This is a genomic window from Streptomyces sp. NBC_00190 (assembly GCF_036203305.1).
Classification (GTDB): domain Bacteria; phylum Actinomycetota; class Actinomycetes; order Streptomycetales; family Streptomycetaceae; genus Streptomyces.
In genome coordinates this window covers 5,386,715-5,400,877 of record NZ_CP108131.1, presented here as the reverse complement: position 1 = coordinate 5,400,877, position 14,163 = coordinate 5,386,715, and the positions used below count along the sequence as shown (strand labels likewise).

At 71.3% G+C, this 14,163-nt stretch carries 13 protein-coding genes; 11 read left to right on the top strand and 2 right to left on the bottom strand.

All coding sequences use genetic code 11. The features are described 5' to 3' along the window. Positions 1-34 precede the first annotated feature (34 nt). The 6 genes from OG429_RS26210 to OG429_RS41495 all read left to right on the top strand — a co-directional run bounded on the left by OG429_RS26210 (position 35) and on the right by OG429_RS41495 (position 3,572). Positions 35-673 (top strand): AIM24 family protein, encoded by a 639-nt coding sequence (locus OG429_RS26210; protein WP_328927704.1) that lies wholly within the window; start codon positions 35-37, stop codon positions 671-673. Beyond that, complete coding sequence (locus tag OG429_RS26205) at positions 673-1,323, top strand: AIM24 family protein (protein WP_328927703.1); 651 nt, start codon at positions 673-675, stop codon at positions 1,321-1,323. The genes OG429_RS26210 and OG429_RS26205 overlap by 1 nt, the downstream gene beginning before the upstream one ends. Positions 1,324-1,334: 11 nt before the next feature. Beyond that, complete coding sequence (locus OG429_RS26200) at positions 1,335-2,138, top strand: AIM24 family protein (RefSeq protein ID WP_328930425.1); 804 nt, start codon at positions 1,335-1,337, stop codon at positions 2,136-2,138. A 64-nt stretch (positions 2,139-2,202) separates the two neighbouring features. Beyond that, positions 2,203-2,706, top strand: a complete 504-nt coding sequence (locus tag OG429_RS26195) for a MarR family winged helix-turn-helix transcriptional regulator (RefSeq protein ID WP_328930424.1) — start codon at positions 2,203-2,205, stop codon at positions 2,704-2,706. A 127-nt stretch (positions 2,707-2,833) separates the two neighbouring features. Next, positions 2,834-3,403: a PepSY domain-containing protein gene (locus OG429_RS26190; RefSeq protein ID WP_328927702.1), complete on the top strand. Its 570-nt coding sequence runs from the start codon at positions 2,834-2,836 to the stop codon at positions 3,401-3,403. Between the two features lie 94 nt (positions 3,404-3,497). Further along, on the top strand, positions 3,498-3,572 hold the full coding sequence (locus OG429_RS41495) for a 50S ribosomal protein bL37 (RefSeq protein ID WP_099895366.1): 75 nt from the start codon (positions 3,498-3,500) through the stop codon (positions 3,570-3,572). A gap of 84 nt (positions 3,573-3,656) precedes the next feature. Here OG429_RS41495 and meaB read toward each other — a convergent pair whose 3' ends face one another. Both meaB and OG429_RS26180 read right to left on the bottom strand, forming a co-directional pair. Next, entirely contained in the window at positions 3,657-4,619 is a 963-nt protein-coding gene (gene meaB, locus OG429_RS26185) for a methylmalonyl Co-A mutase-associated GTPase MeaB (RefSeq protein WP_328927701.1), read from the bottom strand. Between the two features lie 62 nt (positions 4,620-4,681). Further along, positions 4,682-5,884 carry an acetyl-CoA C-acetyltransferase gene (locus tag OG429_RS26180; protein ID WP_328927700.1) on the bottom strand — a complete coding sequence of 401 codons (1,203 nt, stop codon included), beginning with the start codon at positions 5,882-5,884 and terminating at the stop codon, positions 4,682-4,684. 137 nt (positions 5,885-6,021) lie between these two features. On the opposite strand from OG429_RS26180, the gene mce reads away from it, so the two are divergent. From mce to OG429_RS26155, 5 genes are all read left to right on the top strand, one after another. Then, complete coding sequence (gene mce / locus OG429_RS26175) at positions 6,022-6,450, top strand: methylmalonyl-CoA epimerase (RefSeq protein WP_215020519.1); 429 nt, start codon at positions 6,022-6,024, stop codon at positions 6,448-6,450. 182 nt (positions 6,451-6,632) lie between these two features. After that, positions 6,633-11,102, top strand: coding sequence for a polarized growth protein Scy (gene scy, locus OG429_RS26170; RefSeq protein WP_328927699.1), 4,470 nt, complete (start codon positions 6,633-6,635; stop codon positions 11,100-11,102). A 193-nt stretch (positions 11,103-11,295) separates the two neighbouring features. Beyond that, on the top strand, positions 11,296-12,234 hold the full coding sequence (locus OG429_RS26165; RefSeq protein ID WP_150259415.1) for a cellulose-binding protein: 939 nt from the start codon (positions 11,296-11,298) through the stop codon (positions 12,232-12,234). A gap of 114 nt (positions 12,235-12,348) precedes the next feature. Continuing rightward, positions 12,349-13,362, top strand: a complete 1,014-nt coding sequence (locus OG429_RS26160; RefSeq protein WP_328927698.1) for an ABC transporter ATP-binding protein — start codon at positions 12,349-12,351, stop codon at positions 13,360-13,362. Between the two features lie 2 nt (positions 13,363-13,364). Continuing rightward, positions 13,365-14,141 carry an ABC transporter permease subunit gene (locus tag OG429_RS26155; protein WP_328927697.1) on the top strand — a complete coding sequence of 259 codons (777 nt, stop codon included), beginning with the start codon at positions 13,365-13,367 and terminating at the stop codon, positions 14,139-14,141. The last annotated feature ends 22 nt before the right edge of the window (positions 14,142-14,163 follow it).

Genomic DNA, 14,163 nt, shown 5'->3' with positions numbered 1-14,163 from the left:
GTTCGTGCCCGCCCACTGCCGATAACGTCATCCCGTGGCTCAGTTCCGACTCCAAGGCAGCAAGGTGCTCGCCGTCGACCTGACCGGGGATGCCGTGAAAGCGAAGAACGGCTCCATGGTCGCGTACGACGGTCAGATGGCCTTCAAGAAGATGACCGGCGGCGGCGAAGGCCTCCGCGGAATGGTGACCCGCCGGCTCACCGGCGAGCAGATGACCGTGATGGAAGTGCAGGGGCACGGCACCTGCTTCTTCGCCGACCGCGCGAGCGAGATCAATCTCGTCGACCTGCGCGGCGAGAAGCTCTACGTCGAGTCCAGCAACCTGCTGTGCACCGACGCGGGGCTGCGCACCGGCACGACCTTCACCGGTCTGCGCGGCGCGACGACCGGCAATGGCCTGTTCACCACGACCGTCGAGGGCTCGGGCCAGGCGGCGATCATGTCCGACGGTCCCGCGGTGGTGCTGCGCGTGAGCGCCCAGTACCCGCTCTCCGTCGACCCGGGGGCGTACATCGCGCACACCGGAAACCTCCAGCAGTCCTTCCAGTCGGGTGTCAACTTCCGCACCCTGATCGGCGAGGGCTCCGGGGAGTCCTTCCAGATCCGCTTCGAGGGCGAGGGCCTGGTCTACGTGCAGCCCAGCGAGCGCAACACCATCGGGGGCGACATCTGATGCCGTTCCGCGAGATCAACTCGAAGATGGTCGAGGCCCAGGTGATCCCCGGGCAGCGGATGTACAGCCAGCGCGGCGCGATGCTCGCGTACCGCGGCGAGGTCTCCTTCACCCCGAGCCTGACAGGCGGTCAGGGCGGGGTGATGGGCATGATCGGGCGCCGGGTGGCGAACGAGCAGACCCCGCTGATGACGGTCGAGGGCAACGGCACCGTGATGTTCGGCCACGGCGGCCACCACATCCAGGTGATCAGCCTGACCGGCGAGACGCTCTACGTCGAGGCCGACCGGCTGCTGGCCTTCGACGGCAACCTCCAGCAGGGCACGATGTTCATGGGCTCGCAGGGCGGGGTCATGGGCATGGTCCGCGGCCAGGTGACCGGCCAGGGGCTGTTCACCACCACGCTCAAGGGGCACGGCGCGGTCGCCGTGATGGCGCACGGTGGGGTCATCGAGCTCCCCATCACCCCCCAGCGCCCGGTCCACGTGGACCCGCAGGCGTACGTCGCCCACCACGGGGACGTACGCAACAAGCTCTCCACCGCGCTCGGCTGGCGGGACATGGTGGGGCGCGGCTCGGGCGAGGCGTTCCAGCTGGAGCTGTCCGGCCAGGGCGCGGTGTACGTACAGGCCTCGGAGGAGAAGCTGTGAACTTTGGCCCCGTGACGGGCGGCCCCGGCGGCCCGACGGTCTACGACCCGTACACCCTGCCCTCCGACGACAACGTGAACGCGTACACCTTCTGCGTGGAGCTCAAGGGGAGCCAGTGGTTCCTGCAGAAGGGCAAGATGATCTCGTACTACGGGAGCATCGAGTTCAACGGCATCGGCAACGGCCGCTTCGACCGGCTGCTGCGCACCAGCTTCCACTCGCCGCTGCACGCCAGCGACTGGGTGGTGGCCGAGGGCCAGGGCAAGATGCTGCTGGCCGACCGGGCCTTCGACGTGAACTCGTACGACCTGGACAACGGGAACCTGACCATACGGTCGGGCAACCTGCTCGCGTACCAGCCCTCGCTGGCCCTGAAGCAGTCGATCGTCCCGGGCTTCCTCACGCTGATCGGAACGGGCAAGTTCGTGGCGGCGTCCAACGGGCCGGTGGTCTTCATGGAGCCGCCGCTGCGCGTGGACCCGCAGGCGCTGGTGGGCTGGGCGGACTGTCCCTCGCCGTGCCACCACTACGATCACGGCTACATGTCGGGCGTGATGGGCGGGCTGCGCTCGCTGACCGGCATCGGCGGCACCTCGGGCGAGGAGCACCAGTTCGAGTTCGTGGGGGCGGGCACGGTCCTGCTGCAGTCGTCGGAGATGCTGATGGCGGAGCAGGCGGTCGGAGCGGTAGGCGCCGGCGCGGCCACGGGCAACGCGCAGGGCGTGCCGGGAGCCGGCCAGGGCCCGCTGGGGCAGCTGGGCGTGCCGCGGATGCCGGGGCAGCTGGGTGATCTCCAGCGGCGCTTCGGACTGTAACCGCTTACCCGCCCCATTTTTGTACGTAATTCAACTTCTTAGGTAGAGTTCACTCATGGAGACCATGGAGACCGAGACGGCAGACCTCCCCCGGACGGAGTCCGGCGGGACCCGCTGGCTGACCGACGCCGAACAGTGCGCCTGGCGCACCCACCTGGACGTCAGCCGACTGCTGATGCACCAGCTGGAGAAGGACCTCCAGCCCTTCGGTCTCACCAACAACGACTACGAGATCCTGGTGAACCTCTCGGAGTCGGTGGACCACCGGATGCGGATGAGCGATCTCGCGACCGCCACCCTGCAGTCAAAGAGCCGACTGTCCCACCAGATCACGCGCATGGAGGCGGCGGGCATGGTCCGCCGCGTGAACTGCGAGTCCGACCGCCGCGGCCTGTTCGCGGTGCTCACGGACGAGGGCATGGAGACGATGCGAAAGGTCGCTCCGCATCACGTGGCGTCCGTCCGGCGGCACTTCATCGACCTGCTGCCGCCCGAGGCTCTGGCCGCGCTGCGCGAGTCGCTGCGCCCGGTGGCGGAGCACCTGCGGGGCAACCGCGGCAAGGCCTGACGCCGGCCCGCCCCTCGCCGGGGTGCCGTCCCCGGCGGCAGCCCGGAGAATGGATGGTCGGTAACGCTCGCTCGCCGGCCGCCCGCCGGGCAACCGTCAGCGCATGGCCGGCCTGAGGAGGTCAGCCATGCACTGCACGCACAAGGCGTACGTCTCGACGGCCGCGGCCGTGGCCCTGATGATCGGGGGCCCGGTGGCGGCCGCCGCCGCGAACACAGCCGACGCGGCGGGATCCGCCCCCGCGGCAGCGGCGGCCCGCTCCGAAATGACCGCCGAGCAGGCAACCTCCGCCGCGCTGAAGAAGTACCCCGGCGTCGTGGAGTCCGTCGACAAGGACGACGCCGTCTGGCACGTCGACATCATCGCCAAGAACGGCAAGCACGCGGAACTGACGGTCGACACCCGCAGCGGCAAGGTGTTCACCGAGAACGCCGACGAAGACAGCGACGACGCCGGCGGGAACAAGGCGCTGCTCAGCGCGAAGGTCACCGCCGTGCAGGCGATGAAGGCAGCCCTCGCCGCCCACCCCGGCCAGGTCTCGTCGGTGGAGTGGGACGACGATGACGACAACGCCTCCGCCCCCTACTGGAACGTCGAGATCAAGTCCGGCGACAAGACCACCAACGTGCACGTCGACCCCGCGTCGGGGAAGGCGACAGTGTCCGACTCGGACTCGGACGACAACGACGACAACTGACGCCCACCGGCCCGCGGGATCTGATGCGGACCGGACCGGGCGCCCCTAGACTGACGAGCGCCCGGTTTACCCCGATCTTCGAGGGAGTGGCGTCATGGCCAAGCGCGGCAACAAGAAGCGAGCACGCAAGAAGAAGAAGGCGAACCACGGCAAGCGTCCCAACGCCTGAGCGGTCCGCCCCACAGACGCGCGAGAGCCGCGCCCCGGTCGATCGGGGCGCGGCTCTCGCGTACGGCGTAGGGCGTACGGCCTCTCAGGCCTCCGTCAGCGTCGCCAGGAGCGTGTCCGCGGCCGCGTAGGGGTCCATCTCGCCGGCCGCGACCCGGGCGGCCAGGGCGCCGACGTGGTCGTCCCCGTGCACATCCGCCATGCGGGCCCGCAGGGCCGTCACCGCGATCGTCTCCACCTCGCGGGCGGCCCGCGCCGTACGCCGCTCGGCCAGCACCCCGTGCTCGTCCATCCACGCACGGTGCTTCTCCAGCGCCTCGACGAGTTCGTCGATGCCCTGCGCCCGCGCGGCGACGGTCTTGACGATCGGCGGACGCCAGTCCCCCGCCCCCCGGGACTCGCCCAGCCCCAGCATGTGGTTCAGCTCCCGGGCGGTGGCGTCCGCCCCGTCCCGGTCAGCCTTGTTCACCACGTACACGTCACCGATCTCCAGGATCCCCGCCTTCGCGGCCTGGATCCCGTCGCCCATCCCGGGCGCCAGCAGCACCACCGAGGTGTCGGCCTGCGCGGCGATTTCCACCTCCGACTGGCCGACCCCGACCGTCTCGACCAGGATCACCTCGCAGCCGGCCGCGTCCAGCACCCGGATGGCCTGCGGGGCCGCCCAGGCGAGACCGCCCAGGTGGCCGCGGGTGGCCATGGAGCGGATGTAGACCCCCGGGTCGGAGGCGTGGTCCGACATCCGCACCCGGTCGCCGAGCAGCGCCCCGCCGGAGAACGGCGAGGACGGGTCGACGGCGAGGACGCCGACCCGCTTCCCGGCCTTGCGGTACGCCGACACGAGCGCCGAGGTCGAGGTCGACTTGCCGACGCCCGGCGACCCCGTCAGCCCCACCACGTACGCGTTGCCCGTGAGCGGGGCCAGCGCCGCCATCACCTCGCGCAACTGCGGGGACGCCCCCTCCACCAGCGAGATCAGCCGGGCCACCGCTCTCGGCCGGCCTTCACGTGCCTGGGCCACCAGCTGGGGGACGTCCACCGCCGTCATACGTGCTGCGCTCCTCGGTTCTCGTACGGGTACGGGTACGGGCGGGTGCTGCCGGGCTCGTGCTACGCCTTGGGCACGCGGACGATCAGGGCGTCGCCCTGGCCGCCGCCACCGCACAGCGCGGCCGCGCCGGTCCCGCCGCCACGGCGCTTGAGCTCCAGCGCCAGGTGCAGCACCACGCGGGCGCCGGACATGCCGATCGGGTGCCCCAGGGCGATGGCGCCACCGTTGACGTTCACCTTTTCCGGGGTCACGCCGAGGTCCTTCATTGACTGCACGGCGACCGCCGCGAAGGCCTCGTTGATCTCGATGAGGTCCAGGTCAGCGACCTGCAGGCCCTCCTTCTTCAGGGCGTGGGCGATGGCGTTCGACGGCTGCGACTGGAGGGAGTTGTCGGGACCGGCCACGTTGCCGTGGGCGCCGATCTCGGCGAGCCATTCCAGGCCCAGCTCCTCGGCCTTCGCCTTGCTCATCACGACCACGGCGGCGGCGCCGTCGCTGATCTGCGACGAGGTGCCGGCGGTGATCGTGCCGTCCTTGGCGAAGGCCGGGCGCAGCTTGCCCAGGGACTCCACCGTGGTCTCCGGACGGATGCCCTCGTCCTGCGAGAAGACCACGGGCTCGCCCTTGCGCTGCGGGATCTCGACCGGAGTGATCTCCGCCTCGAAGACGCCGTTCTTCTGCGCGGCGGCGGCCCGCTGGTGCGAGGCGGCGGCGAACTCGTCCTGCGGGGCGCGCTCGATGCCCAGGCGGGTGTTGTGCTTCTCCGTGGACTCGCCCATCGCGATGTTCTCGAAGGCGTCGGTGAGACCGTCGTAGGCCATCGCGTCGAGCATCTCGATGGCGCCGTACTTGTAGCCCTCGCGCGACTTGGGCAGCAGGTGCGGGGCGTTCGTCATGGACTCCTGGCCGCCGGCGACCACGATGTCGAACTCACCCGCGCGGATCAGCTGGTCGGCGAGCGCGATCGCGTCCAGCCCGGAGAGGCACACCTTGTTGATGGTCAGGGCGGGCACGTTCATCGGAATGCCGGCCTTGACCGCGGCCTGGCGGGCGGGGATCTGGCCCGCACCGGCCTGGAGCACCTGCCCCATGATCACGTACTGCACCTGGTCGCCGGAGATCCCGGCCCGGTCCAGCGCGGACTTGATGGCGAAGCCGCCGAGGTCGGCACCCGAGAAGGACTTCAGCGAGCCGAGCAGCCGCCCCATGGGCGTGCGGGCCCCGGCGACGATCACTGAGGTGGTGTTGTTCGATCCGGACATGAGGCACAGCCCCTTGAGGATGAGGAGTGAACGAGGGTTTACATGAATGTACTGAGCGGTACCCGCGCCGTCACCGGGCTGCCGGTGTGATCGCTGGCACGTTGCGTAACCACCCTCTTCGGCAGTGCACTGGTTCCATGCTGACAAGGATCGACCACATCGGGATCGCCTGCTTCGACCTGGACAAGACCGTCGAGTTCTACCGTGCCACGTACGGCTTCGAGGTCTTCCACACCGAGGTCAACGAGGAGCAGGGCGTCCGCGAGGCCATGCTCAAGATCAACGAGACGTCCGACGGCGGCGCCTCCTACCTCCAGCTGCTGGAGCCCACCCGCGAGGACTCCGCGGTGGGCAAGTGGCTGGCGAAGAACGGCGAGGGGGTCCACCACATCGCTTTCGGCACCGAGGACGTCCAGGGCGACTCGGAAGCCATCCGCGGCAAGGGCGTCCGCGTCCTGTACGACCAGCCCAGGACCGGCTCCATGGGGTCCTCGATCACCTTCCTGCACCCCAAGGACTGCCACGGAGTCCTCACCGAACTCGTCACCTCCAACCCCGAGCACTGATGTCCCCATTCCCCGGCCGGTAGAGTGGCCATGGCTCGGCCGGGGTTCGGTGCGGAGACGGGGTCGGGGCCTGTGACCCCTGCCCCGGTATCTGACACCATTCACCCGGGGGCGTCGTTCAGCGGGCGAGCGATGCTCATTTGGGAGTGAGCTTGCGACCAGGGGACGGATGGGACCGCGCTGTGCGGGGCTACGAAAGCCAGGAGAGCCATCAGGCCGAGGCCGACCATCTCTCGCGCTTCGAGGCCGAGATGGAGCGGCTGAAGAAGGAGCGCGGGAAGGCCGTCCAGCACGCTGAGGACCTGGGATACCAGGTCGAGGTGCTGCGCGCCAAGCTCCACGAGGTACGCCGAGCTCTGGCGTCCCGCCCCGCCTACGACGGCGCGGACATGGGGTACCAGGCGGAGCAGCTGCTCCGTAATGCCCAGATCCAGGCCGACCAGATGCGCTCCGACGCCGAGCGCGAGCTGCGCGACGCCCGGGCCCAGACCCAGCGCATCCTCCAGGAGCACGCCGAGCACCAGGCACGACTGCAGGCCGAACTGCACAGCGAGGCCGTCAACCGCCGCCAGCGTCTGGACCAGGAGCTCAACGAGCGCCGCCAGACCGTCGAGGCACACGTCAACGAGAACGTGGCCTGGGCCGAGCAGCTGCGCGCCCGTACGGAGTCCCAGGCGCGCAGGCTCATGGAGGAGTCCCGCGCCGAGGCCGAGCAGTCCCTGAACGCCGCCCGCGCCGAGGCCGCCCGGGTCGCCGAGGAGACCCGGCGCCGGATGGCCGCCGACGCGGAGACCGCCCGCGCGGAGGCCGAGGCCACCCTGCTGCGCGCCCGCAAGGAGGCCGAGCGGCTGCTGACCGCCGCCTCCACGCAGGCCCAGGAGGCCAGTGAGCACGCCGAGCGGCTGCGTTCCACCACCTCCGCCGAGGCGGAGCAGACCCGTCAGCAGACCCTCGACCTCGGCCGGGTGGCCGAGGCCCGCGTGCAGGAGGCCGACGCCGCGCTGCGCGAGGCCCGCTCCGCGGCCGACAAGGTCCTCGCCGAGGCCAAGGAGAGCGCGGCCCGCCAGCTCGCCTCGGCGGAGTCCGTCAACGAGCAGCGCACCCGCACCGCCAAGGAGCAGGTGGCCCGGCTGGTCGGCGAGGCCACCAAGGAGGCCGAGGCCCTCAAGTCGGAGGCCGAGCAGTCCCTGGCCGATGCCCGCGCGGAGGCCGAGCGGCTGCGCAGCGAGGCCGGCGACCAGGCCCGTACGGCGGCGGCCGAGGACACGGCGGCGCAGCTGGCGAAGGCCGCCCGCACCGCCGAGGACGTACTGAACAAGGCCTCGGAGGACGCCCGGGCCACCACCCGGGCCGCGTCCGAGGAGGCCGAGCGGATCCGCCGCGAGGCCGAGGCGGAGGCCGACCGGCTGCGCCTGCAGGCTGCGGCCACGGCCGATGAGCTCAAGGGCGCCGCGAAGGACGACACCGAGGAGTACCGGGCCCGTACGGTCGAACTCCAGGAGGAGGCCCGGCGGCTGCGCGGCGAGGCCGAGCAGCTGCGCGCGGAGGCCGTCGCCGAGGGCGAGCGGATCCGCGGCGAGGCCCGCCGCGAGGCGGTCCAGCAGATCGAGGAGGCGGCCCGGACGGCCGAGGAACTCCTCGGCAAGGCCAAGGCGGACGCGGACGAGCTGCGCGGCGGGGCGACCGCCGAGAGCGAGCGCGTCCGCGCCGAGGCCGTCGAGCGGGCCACCACCTTGCGCAGGCAGGCCGAGGAGACCCTGGAGCGGACCCGCGGCGAGGCGGAGCGGCTGCGCGCCGACGCCGAGGAGCAGGCGGAAGCCGTACGGGCCGAGGCGGACGCTGCGGCTCTCGCCCGGCGCGCGGAGACCGAGCAGGCCGTCGCCGCGAAGCGGGCGGAGGCCGACGAGGAACTCGTACGCCTCCACACGGAGGCCGAGAACCGGCTGGGCACGGCCGAGCAGACGCTGCGCGACGCCCGCTCCGCGGCGGAGAACATCCGCCGGGAGACCGGCGAGGAGACCGACCGGCTGCGCGCCGAGTCGGCGGAGCGGATCCGGACCCTCCAGGCGCAGTCGCAGGCCGAGGCCGACCAGCTGCGGGGCGAAGCGGCGCAGGACGCCGGCCGGGTGCGCGCGGAGGCCGAGCAGGCCGCCGTACGCCTGACCGGCGAGGCCGAGGCCGAGGCCGAGCGGGTGCGCTCCGAGGCGCAGGAGACCGCGGACCGGCTGCGCTCCGAGGCGAAGGCGGCGGCCGAGCGGGTCGCCGCGGAGGCCGCGGAGGCGCTGGCCGCCGCACAGGAGGAGGCCGCCCGGCGCCGCCGGGAGTCCGAGGAGACCCTGGCGTCGGCGCGGACCGACGCGGAGAACGAGCGGGCGCAGGCCCGGGAGCAGAGCGAGGAACTGCTGGCGCAGGCCCGCAAGCGCTCCGAGGAGGCGCAGGCCGAGGCGGTCTGGCTGACCGAGGAGGCCGAGCGGCGCGCGTCCGAGGTCGTGGCGGCGGCGGAGGCCACCGCCCAGCAGGTGCGGGACTCCGTGGCCGGGCTGCACGAGCAGGCCGAGGAGGAGGTCGCCGGACTGCGCAGCGCGGCCGAACACGCGGCGGAGCGCACGCGGACCGAGGCCGAGGAAGAGGCCGGGCGGGTCCGCGGCGACGCGTACGCGGAGCGGGAGCTGGCCACCGAGGACGCCAACCGGATCCGCAGTGAGGCGCGCGCCGAGACGGACGCGGCCAAGGCGCTCGCGGAGCGGACGGTCGGCGACGCGATCGCCGAGGCTGAGCAACTGCGCAGCGACACGGCCGAGTACGCGCAGCGGGTGCGGACCGAGGCCACGGACGCCCTGGCGGCGGCCGAGCGGGACGCCGCCCGGACCCGGGCGGATGCCCGGGACGACGCGAACCGCATCCGCGGCGAGGCGGCGGAGGCCCTGGAAGCGTCACGCGCCGAGGGCGGACGGATCACCGCCGAGGCGACGGCGGAGGCCGAGCGGCTCACCGAGGAGACCCTCGCGGCGAACGCCGAGACGGTCGGCGAGGCGACCGCCGAGGCCGAGCGGATCACCGCCGAGGCGGCGGCCGCGGCGGAGGCCATCGGTGCCGAGGCCGAGCTCACGCTGGCCGAGGCGCGCGGTGAGGCCGAGCGGCTCACCGAGGAGACCCTGGCGGCGAACGCCGAGACGGTCGGCGAGGCGACGGCGAAGGCCGAACGGCTCACCAAGCAGGCGGCGGACACCCTGGCCGCGGCCGAGCGGGACGCCGCGAGGGTGCTGGTCGATGCCCGCAACGAGGGCGACCGGCTGGTCGACGAGACCCGTGCGGCCAACGAGCTCACGGTCGGCGAGGCCACCGCGGAGGCGGAGCGGCTGCGCGCCGAGGCGGAGCGGACCCTGGACGACGCCCGTGCGGAGGGCGGCCGGATCATCGGCGAGGCCACCGCGGAGGCGGACCGCGTCACGGTCGCGGCGAACGAGACCCTGGCGAGTGCGGAGCGCGAGGCCGAGCAGACGCTGGACGAGGCGCGCGCCGAGGCGAACCGGCTGCGGACCGAGGCCGCCGAGCAGGCGGACCGGCTCATCACCGAGGCCGCGTCGGAGGCGGACAAGCTCACCGCCGAGACCCGCAAGGCGAACGAGCGCACGGTCGGCGAGGCCTCGAACGAGGCCGAGCGGCTGCGCGCGGAGGCGTCCGAGGCGCTGTCCTCGGCGCAGGAGCACGCGACGCGTACCCGGTCGGAGGCCGAGCGGGTCAAGGCGGAGGCGGCGACCGAGGCCGAGCGCATGCGTACGGAGGCCCGGACGGAGTCCGAGCGGCTGCTGGACGAGGCGCGCGAGGAGGCCAACAAGCGCCGCAGCGAGGCCGCGGAGCAGGTCGACCGGCTCATCACCGAGGCCGCGGCGGAGGCCGACAAGCTCACCGCCGAGGCGGGCAAGCAGGCGCTGGCCGCCACCACGGCCGCCGAGGAGCAGGCCGACGCGATGGTCGACGCGGCCCGCAAGGAGGCCGTGCGGATCTCTTCGGAGGCGACCGTGGAGGGCAACTCCCTGGTGGAGAAGGCCCGTACGGACGCGGACGAGCTGCTGGTCGGGGCGCGTACGGACGCGTCGGCCATAAGGGAGCGGGCGGAGGAGCTGCGCGGCCGCGTCGAGGCGGAGGTCGAGGAGCTGCACGAGCGGGCCCGCCGGGAGTCGGCCGAGCAGATGAAGTCGGCCGGCGAGCGCGTGGACAAGCTGGTGCGGGCGGCCACCGAGCAGAGCGCCGCGGCCGAGGCGAAGGCCAAGGAGCTGGTGTCGGACGCGAGCAGCGAGGCGAGCAAGGTGCGCATCGCCGCGGTGCGCAAGGCCGAGGCGCTCCTGAAGGAGGCCGAGCAGAAGAAGGCCGAACTGGCCCGCGAGGCCGAGAAGGCCCTCGCGGAGGCGAAGGCGGAGGCCGAGCGGCTGGTCGACGAGGGACGCCGCGAGCTGGAGGTCCTGGTGCGCAGGCGGCAGGACATTCAGGGCGAGATCTCCCGTGTCCAGGACGTTCTTGAGGCGTTGGAATCATTCGAGGCGCCTTCGGGCGGCGCAAAGCCCTCGGTCGGCGGCCAGGGCGCGGGGGGCGTGAAGGCCGGAGCTGCGGCGGGTTCGACTCGTTCGGGTGGTAAGTCGTCGGAGGGGTAGCAAGCGTGCGGGATGTGTGTTCCTGATGAAGGTTCAGTCGAACGAGTGACAAGCATTCTGTCGCCTTGCCACTCAAAAGGGGTCTCATTGTCCAGATCAATCGCGGATTGACTCGAAGACACGCCGCTTCGGCGCCTAGGATTCCCCTAACACCTCACGTAGCACCTCATCGGTCTCATTCGACAGGAACCCCATGAGCGACACTTCCTCCCCCTTCGGCTTCGAGCTCGTGCGGCGTGGTTACGACCGCGGTCAGGTGGACGACCGCATTACCAAGCTGGTCTCCGACCGCGACAGCGCCCTTGGACGTATCAACTCTCTGGAAAAGCGGATCGAGGAGCTGCACCTCGAAACGCAGAACGCCCAGGCCCAGGTGAGCGACGCGGAACCGTCGTACGCCGGCCTCGGCGCCCGGGTCGAGAAGATCCTGCGCCTGGCCGAGGAGGAGGCGAAGGACCTGCGCGAGGAGGCCCGTCGCGCGGCCGAGCAGCACCGTGAGCTGGCCGAGTCGGCTGCCCAGCAGGTGCGCAACGACGCCGAGTCGTTCGCCGCCGACCGCAAGTCGAAGGCGGAGGACGAGGGCGTCCGCATCGTCGAGAAGGCCAAGGGCGACGCCTCCACCCTGCGCGCCGAGGCCCAGAAGGACGCGGCCTCCAAGCGCGAGGAGGCCGACGCCCTGTTCGAGGAGACCCGCGCCAAGGCCGCCCAGGCCGCCGCGGACTTCGAGACCAACCTGGCCAAGCGCCGCGAGCAGTCCGAGCGCGACCTGGCCTCGCGCCAGGCCAAGGCCGAGAAGCGCCTCGCGGAGATCGAGCACCGCGCCGAGCAGCTGCGCCTGGAGGCCGAGAAGCTGCGTACGGACGCCGAGCGCCGCGCCCGTCAGACCGTGGAGACCGCGCAGCGCCAGGCCGAGGACATCGTGGCCGACGCCAACGCCAAGGCGGACCGTATCCGCAGCGAGTCCGAGCGCGAGCTGGCGGCGCTCACCAACCGCCGCGACTCCATCAACGCGCAGCTGACCAACGTCCGCGAGATGCTGGCGACGCTGACCGGTGCGGCCGTCGCGGCGGCCAACCCGATCGTCGACGACGAGCCGGTCTCGCGCGGGGTCCCGGCTCAGCAGAGCCGCTGACCCCCGCGTCACGGCTACCGGGCGGTACTGTTCGCCCGTTTCACGACCAAAGCAGGGCCGTACGTCACCTTTCGGAGGTGGCGTACGGCCCTGCGGCGTTCTAGCGTGGCCTGCATGATCGAGCTTGAGGGCCTTACGAAACGATTCGGCGCGAAGACCGCCGTGGACAACCTCAGCTTCCAGGTCAGACCGGGGGTGGTGACCGGCTTCCTCGGCCCCAACGGGGCGGGGAAGTCCACGACCATGCGCATGATGCTCGACCTCGACAACCCGACCAGCGGTACGGTCCGGATCGACGGCAAGCACTACCGGGATCTGCCGGAGCCGCTGAAGTACATCGGTGCACTGCTTGACGCGAAAGCGATGAACGGTGGCCGAACTGCATACAACAACCTTCTCTGTCTGGCCCAGTCGAACCGGATCCCGGAACGCCGGGTCGCCGAAGTACTCGACCTGGTCGGCCTGACGGCTGTCGCGAAGAGGAAGTCGAAAGGATTTTCGCTGGGCATGGGCCAGCGGCTGGGAATCGCCTCCGCACTGCTCGGTGATCCCCAAATCCTGATGTTCGACGAACCCGTCAACGGTCTGGACCCGGAGGGAATTCTCTGGATCAGGAATCTCATGAAGGGACTGGCGGCGGAAGGACGAACGATCTTCGTCTCGTCCCATCTCATGAGCGAAATGGCCCTGACGGCCGAACATTTGGTCGTCATCGGGCAGGGAAAGCTGCTGGCAGACCTGTCGATGGCCGATTTCATCCACCAGAACTCGCGCAGTTACGTCCGGCTGCGCTCGCCCCAGCAGGAGCGGCTCAAGGACGTCCTGCACGAGGCGGGGATCGACGCCGTCAGCGTGCCGGCCACCGGCGCGCTGGAGATCGACGGCGTGGGCCCGGAGCGGCTCGGCGAGCTGGCCGCCCAGCACCAGATCGTGCTGCACGAACTCAGCCCGCAACGGGCTTCACTGGAGGAAGCGTTCATGCGCATGACGGCGGACTCCGTCGAGTACCACGCCCACGCACCGGGCGCGCCCGTGCCCGCGGGCATGGCCGCCGACCACCCCTCCCGGCCCGCCGACGCTCCCGGCTGGGGCGCCGGCTACGAGGCGACCCCCAAGGGCGGTGAGTGAGCATGGCCTTCTCCGCCGTCCTCAGGTCCGAGTGGACCAAGATCCGCACGGTCGCCTCCACGAGCTGGTCCCTCGCCGTCTCGCTCCTCGCCACCGTCGGGTTCAGTGCCGGTTTCTGCGCCCTGGTCAACGCGAGCTTCGACAACATGGGCGCGGTCGAACGGGCCACGTTCGACCCCACCCTGCTGAGCTTCAGCGGGATGCAGTTCGGCCAGCTGGCGATGATCGTCTTCGGGGTGCTGGTGGTCAGCACCGAGTACAGCTCGGGCATGATCCGTACCTCGCTGGCCGCCGTACCCGCACGCGCGAGCTTCCTGCTGGGCAAGCTCGCCGTGGCCACGGCCCTGGCCCTGCTGGTCGGACTGCTGACCAGCTTCGTGTCGTTCTTCCTCGGCCAGGCGATCCTGGGGGACCACGGCATCGGCATCGACGGGGAGAACGTCCTGCGCGCGGTGGTCGGCGCCGGCCTGTACATGGCGCTCCTCGCCCTGTTCTCCATGGGCGTGGCCGCCATGCTGCGCAGCTCGGTCGCCTCGATCAGCATCCTGATCCCGTTCTTCCTGATCGTCTCGAACCTCCTCAGCGGTTTCGAGGCGACCCGTAAGTACGGCCAGTACCTGCCCGACAAGGCGGGGTCCAAGATCATGCAGATCGTGCCGGACGCCATGGGCAGCTCCGAGACGCCGTACGGCCCCTGGGGCGGCCTCGGGATCATGCTCCTGTGGGTGGCCGCCTCGGTGCTCGGGGGCTACCTCGTCCTCAAGAAGAGGGACGCCTGACGCACTACGGGACATCCCCGGG

Excerpts from the sequence above, each read along its gene's own strand:
- OG429_RS26205 (WP_328927703.1), top strand. The coding sequence starts at position 673 with ATGCCGTTCCGCGAGATCAACTCGAAGATGGTCGAGGCCCAGGTGATC.
- OG429_RS26195 (WP_328930424.1), top strand. The coding sequence starts at position 2,203 with ATGGAGACCGAGACGGCAGACCTCCCCCGGACGGAGTCCGGCGGGACC.
- OG429_RS26190 (WP_328927702.1), top strand. The coding sequence starts at position 2,834 with ATGCACTGCACGCACAAGGCGTACGTCTCGACGGCCGCGGCCGTGGCC.
- meaB (WP_328927701.1), bottom strand. The coding sequence starts at position 4,619 with ATGACGGCGGTGGACGTCCCCCAGCTGGTGGCCCAGGCACGTGAAGGC.
- OG429_RS26180 (WP_328927700.1), bottom strand. The coding sequence starts at position 5,884 with ATGTCCGGATCGAACAACACCACCTCAGTGATCGTCGCCGGGGCCCGC.
- mce (WP_215020519.1), top strand. The coding sequence starts at position 6,022 with ATGCTGACAAGGATCGACCACATCGGGATCGCCTGCTTCGACCTGGAC.
- OG429_RS26165 (WP_150259415.1), top strand. The coding sequence starts at position 11,296 with ATGAGCGACACTTCCTCCCCCTTCGGCTTCGAGCTCGTGCGGCGTGGT.
- OG429_RS26160 (WP_328927698.1), top strand. The coding sequence starts at position 12,349 with ATGATCGAGCTTGAGGGCCTTACGAAACGATTCGGCGCGAAGACCGCC.
- OG429_RS26155 (WP_328927697.1), top strand. The coding sequence starts at position 13,365 with ATGGCCTTCTCCGCCGTCCTCAGGTCCGAGTGGACCAAGATCCGCACG.